This is a genomic window from Taklimakanibacter lacteus, from assembly GCA_003576695.1.
In the GTDB taxonomy this organism is placed as follows: domain Bacteria; phylum Pseudomonadota; class Alphaproteobacteria; order Rhizobiales; family Aestuariivirgaceae; genus Taklimakanibacter; species Taklimakanibacter lacteus.
Genome location: QOZQ01000002.1, coordinates 498,513 through 513,177 on the forward strand (window position 1 = coordinate 498,513; position 14,665 = coordinate 513,177).

Sequence of the window (14,665 nt, forward strand, 5' to 3'; positions counted from 1 at the left end):
TGATGTCCGTATCTTCTCTAGCGCCTCGCCCCCGCGGTGGGGCGCCAAGGCGCGAGGAAATCGTCCCGGGATTCGTCCTCGGCAGCAAGGCTGACCTGACCGTCAGACTGGCCGATGGCGCGGTCGATATCGATGCCGCCCAGCATCTGCGCTATCGCGTCTTCTACGAGGAGCTGGAAGCGAGGCCCGATGCCCAGGCCCAGGCGACGCGGCGCGATGCGGACCGCTATGATGCGATCTGCGATCATCTGCTCGTGGTGCGCAAGGGCCTGGCTGTCGGGCCCGATGAGATACGCGTCGCCGATGGCGAGGTGGTCGGCACCTATCGCCTGCTGCGGCAATCGGTGGCCGAGCGCACCGGCGGCTTCTATACCCAGGACGAGTTCGACATCGCTCCTTTGATCGCCCGCCATAGCGGGCTCAAATTTCTCGAGCTGGGCCGCTCCTGCGTCCTCAAGCCCTATCGCACCAAGCCGGTGGTCGAGCTTCTGTGGCAGGGCATCTGGAATTATGTCCGCCTCTATGATCTCGACGTGATGCTGGGCTGCGCCAGCCTGGAAGGCACCGATCCCGCCCATCACGCCATGGCCTTGAGCTTCATGGCGCAGAACTCCGCCGCCCCCGCCGAATGGCAGGTGAGCGCGCTGCCGGAGCGCCGGATCGAGATGAATCTGATGCCGCCGGCCAAGGTCGATGCCAAGCGCGCGCTGCGCATGCTGCCGCCGCTCATCAAGGGCTATTTGCGGATCGGCTGCTATGTCGGCGAAGGCGCGGTGATCGACCGCCAGTTCAACACCATCGACGTGCTGATCATCCTGCCCGTCTCGCAGATCAACCCGCGCTACTTCTCCTATTTCGGGCAGCCGGGCGACGATCCCCTGGCGCAGTTGTAATACGAGCACTGGCCCGAATGTATCAAACTTATTTCGTCATCCCGGCGAAAGCCGGGACCCAATCAATAAGACAAGCCGGGCGGCGCTTCGGATGCGTCACCAATTAACTGGGTCCCGGCTTTCGCCGGGATGACGGAGATTGGCGGCCTATCGGTTGATATCGTAAGCGGCGATCGCCGCCAGATTGACGATGTCGGTCGCGGTCGCCGACATGGAGGCGATCTGCACCGGCTTGTCGAGGCCGGTGAGCAGGGGACCTACGACGGTGACGCCGCCCAGCTGCTGCAGCATCTTGGTTGAGATCGACGCCGAATGCGCCGCCGGCATGACCAGCACATTGGCGGGGCCGGTGAGACGGCAGAACGGGTAGAGCGCCATCGCCTCGCGCGACAGCGCGACGTCGGCGCCCATCTCGCCATCATACTCGAAATCGACATTGCGCTTGTCGAGGATGGTCACCGCCTTGCGCACATATTCCGAGCGCTCGCCCCTGGGATAGCCAAAGGTCGAATAGGAAAGCAAGGCGACCTTGGGCTCATAGCCGAAACGGCGCGCGACGCCGGCGGCTTCCTGCGCGATATCGGCCAGTTCCTCCGCCGAGGGCAATTCATGGATGGATGTGTCGGCGATGAACACGGTGCGCCCGCGCACCAGCGCCATGGAGACGCCGATCGGCTTGTGTCCCGGGCGGTTGTCGATGGCGCGCCTGACATTGTCGATGGCGACGGAGAAGTTGCGTGTCAGGCCGGTCACCACCGCGTCGGCGTCGTTCAGCGCCAGCATGCAGGCGGCGAACACATTGCGGTCGTTGTTGACGAGGCGCTGGCAGTCGCGGAACAGGAAGCCGTTGCGCTGCAGGCGTTCATAGAGATAGTTCGCATAATCGACATTGCGCTCGGAGAGCCTGGCATTGGTGATCTGCACACTCTCATGCAGCTCGACCGCATTGGCCTTGAGCGCCTCTTCGATGTGGGCCTCGCGGCCGATGAGGATGGGCGTGCCGAGGCCGTTATTGGCGAAGCTGTTGGCGGCGCGGATCATGCGGTCTTCCTCGCCTTCAGCGAAGACCACGCGCTTCGGATTGGAGCGCACATGCTCGAAGATGTTCTGCAGCGTGCCGGCAATCGGATTGAGGCGGGCCGAGAGCTCGTCGGCATAGGCGTCGAGATCGGCGATGTGCTTGCGCGCCACGCCCGAATCCATCGCCGCACGCGCCACCGCGACCGGAATGCGCGAGATGAGGCGCGGATCGAACGGCACCGGGATCAGGTAGCCCGGGCCGAATTGCAGGCGCGAGCCATGATAGGCGGCCGCCACCTCGTCCGGCACTTCCTCGCGCGCCAGCGCCGCCAGCGCTTCCGCCGCCGCGATCTTCATCTCGTCGTTGATGGTGCGGGCCCGCACATCGAGGGCGCCGCGGAAGATATAGGGGAAGCCCAGCACATTGTTGACCTGGTTCGGATAGTCGGAGCGCCCGGTCGCCATGATGGCATCGCTCCTCACCGTGGCCACGTCCTCGGGCGCGATCTCGGGATCGGGATTGGCCATGGCGAAGATGATCGGGTTCTTCGCCATGCTCTGCACCATCTTCGGCGTCAGCGCCCCGGCGGCGGAAAGGCCCAGGAACACATCGGCACCCTCCATGGCCTCGGCGAGCGTGCGTGCCTTGGTCTCGATCGCATGCGCCGATTTCCACTGGTTCATGCCCTCGCTGCGGCCCTTGTAGACGACGCCTTTCGAATCCGCGAGTATGACGTTCTGCGGCGGCACGCCCATCGACTTGATGAGCTCGATGCAGGCGATGGCGGCAGCGCCCGCGCCATTGCAGACGAGCTTGACGTTCTTGATGTCGCGCTTGGTGATGGCGAGCGCGTTGATGAGGGCGGCGGCCGAGATGATCGCGGTGCCGTGCTGGTCGTCATGGAACACCGGTATGTCCATGAGCTCGCGCAATTTCTGCTCGATGATGAAGCATTCCGGCGCCTTGATGTCCTCCAGATTGATGCCGCCGAAGGACGGTCCCAGATAGCGCACCGCGCCGATGAACTCGTTGACGTCCTTGGTGTCGACCTCGAGGTCGATCGAGTCCACATCGGCGAAGCGCTTGAACAGCACAGCCTTGCCTTCCATCACCGGCTTGGAGGCGAGGGGGCCGAGATCGCCCAGGCCCAGAATGGCGGTGCCGTTGGTAATGACCGCGACGAGATTGCCCTTGGCCGTATAGTCATAGGCGGTGTCGGGATCCTCGGCGATCTTGCGCACCGGCACGGCCACACCCGGGCTGTAGGCTAGCGAGAGATCGCGCTGGGTCGCCATCGGCTTGGTCGGGTTGATTTCCAGTTTCCCCGGCTTGCCGCGCTGATGGAAAAGCAGTGCTTCCTGTTCGGTGAAGCTCGGCCGGGCGGCCCGTTTCTCAGTGCTCATGTAATCCCCATTTTTAGGCGGCTGACACTAGAGGCTGCTACCGCCGATCTCAAGGTCATTGATTCCGCCGCAACTTGTCGTAACTAGTGTGCGAACGCGAAGTTCCTGCTATTCAGGCCGCATGTATTTCAGGAACTTCGCGTTCAAAAGCACACTAGAATCATTAGATTCGCTGGTGTCCCTTTGGTTCGCAAGTTCGCTCAGAGGGGCCGCCACGAGCAGGCGAACTTGCGAACCGGGACACCAGCCCCGATGAACGACATGAATGCCCCCCGGGATGCTGTCGCGGCGACACCGATGATGGCCCAGTATCTCGAGATCAAGGCGGCCCATCCGGGCTGCCTGCTGTTCTACCGCATGGGGGATTTCTACGAATTGTTCTTCGCCGACGCGGAAGCCGCTTCCCGTACGCTCGGCATCGCGCTCACCAAGCGCGGCCGGCACCAGGGCGAGGATATCCCGATGTGCGGCGTGCCGGTGCATTCCTCCGACCAGTATCTCGAAAGGCTGATCCGCGCCGGCCATCGCGTCGCCATTTGCGAGCAGATGGAAGATCCGGCCGAGGCCAAGAAGCGCGGCTCCAAATCCGTGGTCCGCCGCGACGTCATCCGCCTCATCACGCCGGGCACGCTCACCGAGGACACGCTCCTCAAGGGGGCCAGGAACAATTTCATCGCAAGCCTCGCACGGGTCAAGGCGGATTCGAGCCTGGCGCTCGCCTTCGCCGATATCTCCTCGGGCGAGCTCGTCGTCATGCCGGTCGCGGCGGAGCGGCTTTCCGCCGATCTCGCGGGACTCGAGCCCGGCGAGATCATCTATCCGGACGGCCTGGCGGAAGCGGGCATGGCGGCGCTCGAAGCGAGTGGTGCCGCGCTCACGCCCTTGCCGGCGAGCCGCTTCGACAGCGCCGAGGCCGAGCGGCGTCTCAGGAGTCATTTCGGCGTGTCGGCGCTGGAGGGCTTTGGCGCCTTCACGCGCGCCGAAGTCTCCGCCCTGGGGACGCTGCTCGATTACGTGCTTCTGACCCAGGTGGGGCGCGTGCCGGTGCTCAGAGCCCCCAGGCGCGACGAGCCTGCCGATCAGATGATCATCGATCAGGCCACCCGGCTCAATCTCGAGCTGACCCGCAGCCTCGCCGGCGACAGCGGCACGAGTCTCCTGGCGACGCTCGATCGCACCGTCACCGCGGTGGGCGCCAGGCTCCTGGCGCGAAGGCTCGCGGCACCCCTCACCGATCCGCAGGCGATCGCCGCGCGGCTCGATTCGGTCGGCTATTTCGCCGAGACGCGCGACCTGCGCGAGGAATTGCGCAAGAGCCTGCGCCAGTTTCCCGATATCGAGCGCGCTCTGTCGCGCCTGGCGCTGGCTCGTGGCGGTCCGCGCGATCTGGCCGCCATCCGCGACGGGCTCGCGGCGGCGCAAAGGCTCGATGAGCGTCTGCGCGATCCGCAAGGGCTTGCAGCACTCCCGGCCGAATTGGCGGCGGCGCAGTCGGTCCTGGCGGATGGGCCGCAGGAGCTCTTCGCCGATCTCGCCGCGGTGCTGGGCGATGAGCTGCCGCTCAATGCGCGCGATGGCGGCTTCGTCAGGGCAGGCTTCGCATCCGAGCTCGACGGCAATCGGCAATTGCGCGACGAAACGAAGAAGGTCATCGCGCAATTGCAGGCGGACTACGCTTCCGAGACCGGCATCAGGTCGCTCAAGATCAGGCACAACAACGTTCTGGGTTATTTCATCGAGGTGACGGCGCAGAATGCGGGGCCGCTTCAGGCGCCACCCCACAACGCGAAGTTCTTCCACCGCCAGACGATCGCCAGCGCCGTGCGCTTCGTCACCCAGGAACTGTCCAGCCTCGAGGAGCGCATCGCATCGGCCGCCAATCGCGCTCTGGCGCTCGAGCTCGAGATTTTCGAGCGGCTGTGCGCCGCGGTCAAGGATCAGTCGCAGCGCCTATCGGCGATCGCCGAGGCGATCGCGCGCGTCGATGTCGCGACCGCGCTGGCCGAATTGAGCGCCAGGCGCAATTATGTGCGCCCCGTTGTCGATCGCTCCTTGCGCGTCGATATCGAGCAGGGCCGCCATCCGGTGGTCGAAGCCATGCTGGCGCAATCGGGCGGAGCGCCCTTCGTCGCCAATGATCTCACCTTGGCCGGCGACGACAAGCGCATCTGGCTCCTCACCGGGCCGAACATGGCCGGCAAATCGACCTTCCTGCGCCAGAACGCGCTCATCGTCATCATGGCGCAGATGGGGTCCTTCGTGCCGGCCAAATCGGCGCATCTCGGCATAGTCGACCGCCTGTTCAGCCGCGTCGGCGCCGCCGATGACCTGGCGCGCGGGCGCTCGACCTTCATGGTCGAGATGGTCGAGACGGCCGCCATCCTCAACCAGGCGACCGAGCGCTCCTTCGTCATTCTCGATGAGATCGGGCGCGGCACCGCCACCTTCGACGGGCTCTCGATCGCCTGGGCGGCGGTCGAGCATCTGCATGAGATCAACCGTGCCCGCGCCCTCTTCGCCACCCACTATCACGAGCTCACCGCGCTGGCCGGCAGGCTTGCCGGCGTCGCCAATGCCACCGTCAAGGTGCGCGAATGGCAGGGCGATGTGGTGTTCCTGCATGAGGTGGCGCCGGGCGTCGCCGACCGTTCCTATGGCATCCAGGTGGCAAAGCTCGCCGGCCTTCCCGCGCCCGTGATCGCGCGCGCTTCCGAGGTCTTGAGCATTCTCGAAAAGAAGGACGAGCCGGGGACGGGGGCGGATTCGCTGTTCGCCGACCTGCCGCTGTTCTCGGTGGCGCGCCCGCGCGCGGCAGCGCCGCCCGCCGCGGCAGGGCCGAGCGATGTCGAGAAGCGCCTTGCCGGGATATCACCCGATGAATTGTCGCCGCGCGATGCCCTGGCCCTGCTCTATGAGCTGCGCGCTATGCTGGCGCAGCAGCGGCAGCCGCAATGACGCAAGCCGCAAAGCCCGGGGCTCTGGTGGATGGCGCGGCGCTGCGCGCCCGCCTCGCAACGCTTGCGCCCGGCACCGACCTGCGCAAGCGCGTCGTCGATATCCTGAAAGAGACGATCGCCGCAGCGCGCACCGAGGCCGAGCGCCGCCTGATGGCCGACGGCCGGGGCACGCAATGCGCCATGCTGCTGTCCGCGGCCCAGGACGAGGTCATCCATTCGCTCTTCGACTTCGCCGTGAGAAAGCTCTACCGCGCCTCCAACCCCTCCGAGGCCGAACGCATCACCGTCGTCGCGGTCGGCGGCTATGGCCGCGGCACCCTGGCGCCCGGCTCCGACATCGATCTGCTCTTCCTCCTGCCCTACAAGCAGACCGGCTGGAGCGAGAGCGTCATCGAGTTCATCCTCTATGCGCTGTGGGATGCGCGCCTCAAGGTCGGCCATGCCACCAGGAGCGTCGATGACTGCATCAGGCTGGCGCAATCGGATTCGACCATCCTCACCTCCATCCTCGAGGCGCGCTTCATTTGCGGCGAGCCGTCGCTGTTCGAGACGCTGACCAAGCGCTTCCGCAAGGAGATCGTCGCCAAGAGCGCCAAGACTTTCGTGGCGAGTAAGCTCTCGGAGCGCGACGAGCGGCATTTCAAGGCGGGCGAGAGCCGCTATCTCGTCGAGCCCGATGTGAAGAACGGCAAGGGGGGCTTGCGCGACCTTCACACGCTGTTCTGGATCGCCAAGTTCCTGTCCGGCGCCAATTCGACCAGGGAGCTCGCCGAGAAGGGCGTATTTACCCGCGAGGAGCTGGCCCTTTTCGAGAAGAGCGAGGATTTCCTCTGGGCGGTGCGCTGCCATCTGCATTTTGTCGCCAAGCGCGCCGAGGACCGGTTGAGCTTCGACCGCCAGCCCGATCTCGCCGAGCGTCTGGGCTACAAGGCGCATGGCGGCTTGAAGCATGTCGAGCGCTTCATGAAGCACTATTTCCTCGTCGCCAAGGATGTCGGCGACCTGACCCGCATCTTCTCGGCGTCCCTCGAAACCCGCCAGATGAAGGCGACGCCGGTCTTCGGCCGGGTGCTGGGCCGCTTTTCCACGCGGCGCTCGGGGTTGATCGAGGGGGCGCATGATTTCCGCATCGAGGCCAATCGGCTGACCATCGCCGATGAGGGCGTGCTGGTCGCCAAGCCGGTGAACATGATCCGGCTCTTCGCCCTTGCCGCCGAGCGCGACCTCGAGATCCATCCCGATGCGCTCAAGGCGGTCAGGCGCAATCTGGCGCGCATCGACAAGCAGGTGCGCGCCGACCCCGCGGCCAATGCGCTGTTCCTCGGCATGCTGACCGAAGCGCGCGATCCCGAGACGGCGCTGCGAAGGATGAACGAGGCGGGCGTGCTCGGCCGCTTCATCCCGGAATTCGGCAAGATCGTCGCGATGATGCAGTTCAACATGTATCATCACTACACGGTCGACGAGCACCTGATCCGCGCCGTCGGCATCCTGGCGGCGCTCGAGCGCGGCCGCTTCTCCAACGACCATCCGCTGTCGACCGAGATCTTCCCCACCGTGTCGAGCCGGCGTGTGCTCTATGTCGCGGTGCTGCTGCACGACATCGCCAAGGGCCGCAAGGAGAGCCATTCGATCGCCGGCGAGCGGGTGGCGAAGACCCTGTGCCCGCGCCTCGGCCTCACCGCGCCCGAGACCGAGACCGTAGCCTGGCTGATCCGCTACCATCTCCTGATGAGCGAGACCGCCCAGATGCGCGATCTCAACGACTTCAAGACCATTCTCGATTTCGCCAATGTCGTGCAATCGCCCGAGCGCCTGAAGCTTCTGCTCATCCTCACCGTCGCCGACATCCGCGCCGTCGGCCCTTCCGCCTGGAACGGCTGGAAGGGCCAGCTGCTGCGCACGCTGTATTTCGAGACCGAGCCCGTTTTGTCGGGCGGCCACACCAGCATCTCGCGCAAGGAACGCGTCGCCGAGGCGCAGGCGAAATTCTTCGCCCATTATCCCGACTGGACGGCGGAGCAGAAGACGGCCTATGCGGCGCGCCACTATGATCCCTACTGGCTCAATGTCGACACCGACCGGCAGGTGGCGCATGAGAAGCTGATGGCGCGCGCCAGGGCGCAGGGCGAGCCGGTGGCGACCGAGGTCAGGACGGACGAGTTCACCGCCATCACCGAGCTGACCATCCATGCGCCCGATCATCCGCGCTTCCTGGCGCTGATCACCGGCGCCTGCGCCGCCGCCAATGCCAATATCGCCGGCGCCCAGATCTTCACCACCGCCGATGGTCTGGCGCTCGACACCATTCTCATCCAGCGCCAGTTCGCCAACAGCGAGGATGAGCGCCGCCGCGCCGAGCGGGTGGCGGCGCTGGTCCGCCAGGTGCTGAAAGGCGAGGTCAGGATCAAGGACCTGATCGCCAAGGTGCAGCACCCGGAAGCCCGCCTGCAGGCCTTCACCATCGCGCCGCGCGTCATCATCGATAACGACTCGTCCAACCTGTTTACCGTCATCGAGGTCAACGGCCTCGATCGCGTCGGCTTCCTCTACGACCTGACCGAGGCGCTCTATCACCTCAATCTCAATATCGGCTCGGCCCATATCACCACCTATGGCGAGCGCGTCATCGACGTCTTCTATGTGACCGACCTGACCGGCGCCAAGATCGTGAGCGCCGCCCGCAGTGCCCAGATCGAGCGCCAGCTTTTGGCCGTACTTGCCGAGCAGAAGGTCAGCGCATGACCGGGAAAGGCGGATGCCGGCTTTCCGTCAAGATCTTGCGGAAGATGAGAGCCTTGCCGGAATCCGAACAGCAAAATAGAACCTCTGCATGACCCTCCTCAAATCGGCCGCGACCGTGGGCGGGCTCACTTTGGTGAGCCGGGTGGCGGGCTTCATCCGCGACATTCTCACCGCTTCCGTCCTCGGCACCGGCCCCGTGGCGCAGGCCTTCGTCGTCGCCTTCCGCTTCCCCAACCTGTTCCGCTCGCTCTTCGCCGAGGGCGCCTTCAATTCGGCCTTCGTGCCGATGTTCGCCAAGAAGCTGGAAGGCGGCGGCGAGGCCGAGGCGCGCAGCTTTGCCGAGGACATCTTCGCGGTGATGTTCGCCTGGCTCCTGTTCTTTACCGCCGTCGCCCAGATCGCCATGCCGCTCCTCATGTATGTGATCGCCCCCGGCTTCGCCGGCGATGCGGACAAGTTCGATCTGTCGGTGGCGCTTACCCGTATCGCCTTTCCCTATCTCCTGTTCATGTCGCTGACCGCGCTGCAGTCGGGCGTGCTCAACAGCCTGCGCCGTTTCGTGGCGGCGGCCTGCGCGCCGATCCTGCTCAATCTGGTGATGATCGCGACCTTGCTTCTCGTGCGCTATATGGGCTGGGGTGAGAGTGCCGCGACCGGCTATGCGCTGGTCTGGGGCGTGTGCGTGGCGGGGATTGTCCAGTTCCTTCTGCTCTATATCGCCTGCAGCCGCGCCAATATGCGCATGCGGCTCAAATGGCCCAAGTTGACGCCGGACGCCAGGCGGCTCATTCGGCTCGGCATACCGGGCGTCGTTGCCGGCGGCATCACGCAGGTGAATATCCTCATCGCCACCATGATCGCGACGACCATCGATCGCGCCGTTTCCTATCTCTACTACGCCGACCGCGTCTACCAGCTGCCGCTCGGCGTCGTCGGCGTCGCCATCGGCGTGGTGCTGCTGCCCGAGATGTCGCGCAAATTGCGCGCCGGCGACGAAGCGGGGGCGCTGCTGAGCCAGAACCGGTCGCTCGAATTCGCGCTGTTCCTGACGCTGCCGGCGACCATCGCCCTGATCGCCATTCCCTTCGCCATCGTCAATGTGTGCTTCGAGCATGGCGTGTTCACCAGGAGCGATTCGATCGCCACGTCCTATGCGCTCGCCGCCTTCGCCGCGGGCCTGCCGGCCTTCGTCATCAACAAGGTCTTCTCGCCCGGCTTCTTCGCCCGCGAGGACACGAAGCGGCCGATGATGTTCGCCATCACCTCGGTCGTGATCAATGTCGTCTCGAGCCTCATCCTGTCGCGTTTCATCGGTCATGTCGGCATCGCCGTGTCGACGGCGCTTGCCGCCTGGGTCAATGCGACATTGCTCGGCGTGACGCTGGCCCGCCGCGGCCATTTCACCGCCGACGAGCGCTTGCGCCGTCGTCTGCCGCGCATCATCGCGGCGAGCCTCGTGATGGGCGCCATGCTCCTCGGCGCGTTCTACTATTCGGCTCCGATCTTCACCGACAGTCATCCGCTGTGGCTGCGCGCCCTGGTGCTGCTCGGCCTCGTCGCCCTGGGAAGTCTCGGTTATTTCCTTCTTGCCCATCTCTTCGGCGCGATGAAGCTCAGCGAGATCAGGAAGATGATGCGCCGCGGGCCGGCGCCAAATGGCGCTGCATGAGCACGGTGTCTACCCACTGATCGTGCTTGAAGCCGACGTCGCGCAGCGTTCCCACCAGTTGGAAGCCGAGCTTCTCATGCAACGCGATCGAGGCGCGGTTGCCGCTGTTGCCGATGATGGCGATCATTTGCCGCCAGGGGCCCTTCTCGCATTCGGCGATGAGGGCGGAAAGAAGCGCCCGCCCGATGCCCTGGCCTGAGCAGTCCTTCGCCACATAGACCGAATTCTCGATGGTGAAGCGATAGGCCGAGCGGGTGCGGTAGGGCCCGGCATAGCTGTAGCCGACGATCCCGTCGGGGCGTTCGGCGACGAGATAGGGGAAGGACTGGCTCTTGAGGGTGCGAAACCGGCTGCGCATCTCATCGACACTGGGCGGGGCCTCCTCGAAGGAGGCAAGTCCGTGGCTGACGTGATCGCCATAGATGCGCTGCACGCCCTCCATGTCGGTTTCCTGGGCGGGCCGCAGGGTGAATGTCGGGATGGAACGCTCCATGGTGAAAGGGTCGATACCGATATCGATGAGATGATGGGGCTCGAGTTCGCGCAAGAGTGCATTTTGCCGCCAGCGCGAACGGGCCGAGCCCGAGACATAGTGCCAGGCTTCGGTGCGGAATTCTCTCATATGGCGGCGAATGTCCATGGGCGGGAAAATCGCGCAGCATTTGCCCAAAGTAAAATTTATAGTAATAATGCGAAGAATAAGGAAAACTTTGATGCAAAGACCGAGCCTCGCCCAGCTGCAGACGCTCGCGGAAGTCGCAGGCAGCGGCAGCTTTCTCGCCGCCGCCGGCAGGCTCGGCCTCACCCAGCCGGCGGTCAGCTTGCGTATCCGCGAGCTGGAGCAGGCATTGGGCGTGAGACTCATCGAGCGGGTCGGCCGCAAGGCCACGCCGACCACCGCGGGCAGGATCCTGGTGGGCTATGTGAAACAGATCGACGCGACCCTTGACGAGGCACTGCGCTCGCTCGCCGAGCAGAGCGGCAGCGTGTCAGGCCAGGTGCGTCTCGGCACCGGCGCCACTGCCTGCATTTATTTGCTGCCCCCCGTCCTCAGGGCGGTGAAAAGCCGATACCCCCTGATCGACATCGCGGTGCATACCGGCAACTCCGGCGAGACCCTCAAGGCTCTGCAGGCCAACGAGCTCGATGTCGCGGTCGTCACTTTGCCCGCACCGGGCCGCGGCTTCTCCGTCAAAGTCCTGATCGAGGAGGAGATGGTGGCGGCCTTTGCCGCCGACGCGTTGCCGGCGGAGAAGGTCACGCCCGATTTCCTCGCCCGCCAGTCCATGATCCTGCTCTATGAGCCGGCCGGCAATTCCCGCCGCGTCATCGACGAGTGGTTCCGGGCGGGAGGCGAGCTGGCGAGGCCCGGCATGGAGCTCGGCAATATCGAGGCGATCAAGAAGATGGTCGGTGCCGGCCTCGGCTTGAGCATCATCCCCAGGATGGCGGCGGATGATGACGGGCTTGCGGTCAAGAGTCTCACGCCCCGCCTTCATCGCCGCATAGGCATGGTGCTGCGCCGCGACAAGGTTCCCGATGCGGCACTCAGAGCCGTCATCAAGGCGCTCGCCGGGCTTGCCGCAAGCTGACCGGCGGGGCCTTCACTTGCCGTGGTTTTACGGGCATAAGCAGCCCGGCTTTGAGGGAACAGAGAATGACCGCTTCGACACTTCGCGTCTTTTCAGGCATGCAGCCGACGCAGAATCTGCATCTCGGCAACTATCTGGGCGCCATGGTCAACTGGATCCGGATGCAGGAGACGCATGAATGCATCTATTGCGTGGTCGACCTGCATGCGATCACCCTGTGGCAGGAGCCGAAGGACCTCAGGAAGCATATCCGCGACGTGACGGCGTCCTATCTCGCTTGCGGCCTCGATCCCAGGCGCTCGATCATCTTCAACCAGAGCCAGGTCGCTGAGCATGCGGAGCTCGCCTGGGTGCTGAACTGCGTGGCCAGGCTCGGCTGGCTCAACCGCATGACCCAGTTCAAGGAGAAAGCGGGCAAGGACAAGGAAGCGGCCTCGGTCGGCCTCTATGACTATCCCGTGCTGATGGCGGCCGACATCCTGCTCTATCACGCCACCCATGTGCCGGTGGGCGATGACCAGAAGCAGCATCTCGAGCTTGCCCGCGACATCGCCCAGAAGTTCAATATCGACTTTGCCGATGAGATATCGGCGGCGGGCTACAATGACGGCTTCTTCCCCTTGCCCGAGCCCTTCATCACAGGTCCCGCGACCCGCGTCATGAGCCTGCGCGACGGCACCAAGAAGATGTCGAAATCCGATCCTTCCGATCTCTCGCGCATCAACCTCATCGATGATGCCGACACCATCGCCAGGAAGTTCAAGAAGGCCAAGACCGATCCCGATCCGCTGCCGGGCGAGGTCCAGGGCCTCAAGGGCAGGCCCGAGGCCGAGAATCTCGTCGGCATCTATGCCGCCCTGTCGGGCAAGACGGCGGCCGACGTGCTCACGGAATATGGCGGATCGCAATTCTCCGCCTTCAAGCCGGCGCTGATCGACCTGGCGGTGGCGAAATTGAGCCCGATCGCCGCCGAAAAGCGTAGGCTGGAGGAAGATCCTTCCTATATTGATGGCGTGCTTGCCGATGGCGCAGCCAGGGCCCGGGTGCTGGCCCAGCCGATCTATCGCAAGGTGAAGGAGATTGTGGGCTTCGTGTCGGCCTCCTGATCGCACCTTGGGGATTTGACACAGCTTAAAATCATTCTAAATTAAGGCGGTGAGCGGCTCCTCAGCCCTCGAAAGGATTTACCCCATGTTCATCCAGACCGAAGCCACCCCGAACCCGGCCACGCTGAAATTCATTCCAGGCAAGCCCGTCTTGCCGGGATCGACCCGCGACTACCGCTCCGCCGATGAAGCGGCCGAATCGCCTTTGGCCGAACGCCTGTTCTCGATCAAGGGCGTGTCGGGCGTGTTCCTGGGCCAGGATTTCGTCACCGTCACCAAGAAGGACGGCGAATGGCAGCATCTGAAGCCTGCCATTCTGGGCCTCATCATGGAGCACTATCTGGCCGACGCGCCGGTGCTCGCCAGGCCCGCCGCGGGCGACCTCCCGGTGAGCGAGGATTTCGACGAGGCCGACAAGGAGATCGTCGTCACCATCAAGGAATTGCTGGATACGCGCGTGCGCCCGGCGGTGGCCCAGGACGGCGGCGATATCACCTTCCACGGCTATCACGACGGCGTCGTCTTCCTGAATATGAAGGGCTCCTGCTCGGGCTGCCCGAGCTCGACCGCGACGCTCAAGCACGGCATCGAGAATCTGCTGCGCCATTTCATCCCGGAAGTGACCGAGGTCCGCCCGGTCTGATTCAGTTGGATTCAATCTCGTCCGGCCATATCTGCGCGCCATGGACAACGCGCAGAATGCGGACCGTATCTCCAATCGCGACATAGGCGGCAATAAAGGGCGTTCGTGGAATGACCAACTCCCGTGTGCCGGAGATGCGCCCCGGCCGGCCGCTATCCGGGAATTCCAGCAGACGCCGCGCTGCGAGAACGATCCGCTCATCGATATGAGCCGCAGCGGCGGGATTGTCGGCTTCGATATAGGCGAAAATGCTCTCACGGTCGGCAAGCGAAAGTCGCGACCAGACCAGTCTCACTGCTTGTTGCTCTCTGCCCTGCGCAGAGCCGCTGCTCGCCTTGCCGCAAAAAGCTCTTCGGCTTCGGCATCGGAAATGTCCGGACCCGTATCTTCCAGGGCCTGCATGACCTTGGCCCGGAACCACGCATCATGAGCTTCACTTGTGCTGATCAGTTCGAGCGGAAGAGCACCTTCATTCGCGGTTCTGGTCAAAAGAATGCGGACGGCGTCGGAAACCGTGAGGCCCATATTCTCGAGCACGACCGTTGCGCGCTCTTTCACGTCTGCATCGATCCGGGTCTGCACCAGGGCATTGGCGGTCATGGGCATGTCTCCAACTTGCATTCCTGGAATGTAATG

Annotated in this window: 11 protein-coding genes; 7 read left to right on the plus strand and 4 right to left on the minus strand. The window is 64.4% G+C overall.

What is annotated here, in order from left to right:
• Window positions 1–2: 2 nt before the first annotated feature.
• Window positions 3–893 carry a l-ornithine N(alpha)-acyltransferase gene (gene olsB / locus DT068_RS05450; RefSeq protein ID WP_119388756.1) on the plus strand — a complete coding sequence of 297 codons (891 nt, stop codon included), beginning with the start codon at window positions 3–5 and terminating at the stop codon, window positions 891–893.
• Window positions 894–1,040: 147 nt separating this feature from the next.
• On the opposite strand, the gene DT068_RS05455 is transcribed toward olsB, so the two are convergent.
• Window positions 1,041–3,317 (minus strand): NADP-dependent malic enzyme, encoded by a 2,277-nt coding sequence (locus DT068_RS05455; RefSeq protein ID WP_119388757.1) that lies wholly within the window; start codon window positions 3,315–3,317, stop codon window positions 1,041–1,043.
• Window positions 3,318–3,569: 252 nt separating this feature from the next.
• Here DT068_RS05455 and mutS point away from each other — a divergent pair, with 252 nt between their 5' ends.
• From mutS to murJ, 3 genes are all read left to right on the plus strand, one after another.
• On the plus strand, window positions 3,570–6,272 hold the full coding sequence (gene mutS, locus DT068_RS05460) for a DNA mismatch repair protein MutS (RefSeq protein ID WP_119388758.1): 2,703 nt from the start codon (window positions 3,570–3,572) through the stop codon (window positions 6,270–6,272).
• Window positions 6,269–9,019, plus strand: a complete 2,751-nt coding sequence (locus DT068_RS05465) for a [protein-PII] uridylyltransferase (RefSeq protein WP_119388759.1) — start codon at window positions 6,269–6,271, stop codon at window positions 9,017–9,019. Before mutS ends, DT068_RS05465 begins: the two co-directional genes overlap by 4 nt.
• A gap of 88 nt (window positions 9,020–9,107) precedes the next feature.
• The gene (gene murJ / locus DT068_RS05470) at window positions 9,108–10,688 is read left to right on the plus strand and encodes a murein biosynthesis integral membrane protein MurJ (protein ID WP_119388760.1); all 1,581 of its coding nucleotides are present in this window, start codon (window positions 9,108–9,110) and stop codon (window positions 10,686–10,688) included.
• On the opposite strand, the gene DT068_RS05475 is transcribed toward murJ, so the two are convergent.
• The gene (locus tag DT068_RS05475) at window positions 10,642–11,310 is read right to left on the minus strand and encodes a GNAT family N-acetyltransferase (protein WP_368904450.1); all 669 of its coding nucleotides are present in this window, start codon (window positions 11,308–11,310) and stop codon (window positions 10,642–10,644) included. The genes murJ and DT068_RS05475 overlap by 47 nt on opposite strands.
• Before the next feature lie 91 nt (window positions 11,311–11,401).
• Between DT068_RS05475 and DT068_RS05480 the strand changes: the two genes are divergently transcribed.
• From DT068_RS05480 to DT068_RS05490, 3 genes are all read left to right on the plus strand, one after another.
• Entirely contained in the window at window positions 11,402–12,280 is an 879-nt protein-coding gene (locus DT068_RS05480; RefSeq protein WP_119388761.1) for a LysR family transcriptional regulator, read from the plus strand.
• A gap of 65 nt (window positions 12,281–12,345) precedes the next feature.
• Window positions 12,346–13,386, plus strand: a complete 1,041-nt coding sequence (gene trpS, locus DT068_RS05485) for a tryptophan--tRNA ligase (RefSeq protein WP_119388762.1) — start codon at window positions 12,346–12,348, stop codon at window positions 13,384–13,386.
• An 85-nt stretch (window positions 13,387–13,471) separates the two neighbouring features.
• The gene (locus tag DT068_RS05490) at window positions 13,472–14,029 is read left to right on the plus strand and encodes a NifU family protein (RefSeq protein WP_119388763.1); all 558 of its coding nucleotides are present in this window, start codon (window positions 13,472–13,474) and stop codon (window positions 14,027–14,029) included.
• 1 nt (window position 14,030) lies between these two features.
• Here DT068_RS05490 and DT068_RS05495 read toward each other — a convergent pair whose 3' ends face one another.
• Both DT068_RS05495 and DT068_RS05500 read right to left on the minus strand, forming a co-directional pair.
• Complete coding sequence (locus tag DT068_RS05495; protein WP_119388764.1) at window positions 14,031–14,324, minus strand: type II toxin-antitoxin system RelE/ParE family toxin; 294 nt, start codon at window positions 14,322–14,324, stop codon at window positions 14,031–14,033.
• The gene (locus DT068_RS05500; RefSeq protein WP_119388765.1) at window positions 14,321–14,629 is read right to left on the minus strand and encodes a type II toxin-antitoxin system RelB/DinJ family antitoxin; all 309 of its coding nucleotides are present in this window, start codon (window positions 14,627–14,629) and stop codon (window positions 14,321–14,323) included. Before DT068_RS05500 ends, DT068_RS05495 begins: the two co-directional genes overlap by 4 nt.
• Between the last annotated feature and the right edge of the window lie 36 nt (window positions 14,630–14,665).

Bases quoted from the DNA above. Each gene is read 5' to 3' on its own strand.
- olsB (WP_119388756.1), top strand. From the start codon at position 3: ATGTCCGTATCTTCTCTAGCGCCTCGCCCCCGCGGTGGGGCGCCAAGG.
- DT068_RS05455 (WP_119388757.1), bottom strand. From the start codon at position 3,317: ATGAGCACTGAGAAACGGGCCGCCCGGCCGAGCTTCACCGAACAGGAA.
- mutS (WP_119388758.1), top strand. From the start codon at position 3,570: ATGAACGACATGAATGCCCCCCGGGATGCTGTCGCGGCGACACCGATG.
- DT068_RS05465 (WP_119388759.1), top strand. From the start codon at position 6,269: ATGACGCAAGCCGCAAAGCCCGGGGCTCTGGTGGATGGCGCGGCGCTG.
- murJ (WP_119388760.1), top strand. From the start codon at position 9,108: ATGACCCTCCTCAAATCGGCCGCGACCGTGGGCGGGCTCACTTTGGTG.
- DT068_RS05475 (WP_368904450.1), bottom strand. From the start codon at position 11,310: ATGAGAGAATTCCGCACCGAAGCCTGGCACTATGTCTCGGGCTCGGCC.
- DT068_RS05480 (WP_119388761.1), top strand. From the start codon at position 11,402: ATGCAAAGACCGAGCCTCGCCCAGCTGCAGACGCTCGCGGAAGTCGCA.
- trpS (WP_119388762.1), top strand. From the start codon at position 12,346: ATGACCGCTTCGACACTTCGCGTCTTTTCAGGCATGCAGCCGACGCAG.
- DT068_RS05490 (WP_119388763.1), top strand. From the start codon at position 13,472: ATGTTCATCCAGACCGAAGCCACCCCGAACCCGGCCACGCTGAAATTC.
- DT068_RS05500 (WP_119388765.1), bottom strand. From the start codon at position 14,629: ATGACCGCCAATGCCCTGGTGCAGACCCGGATCGATGCAGACGTGAAA.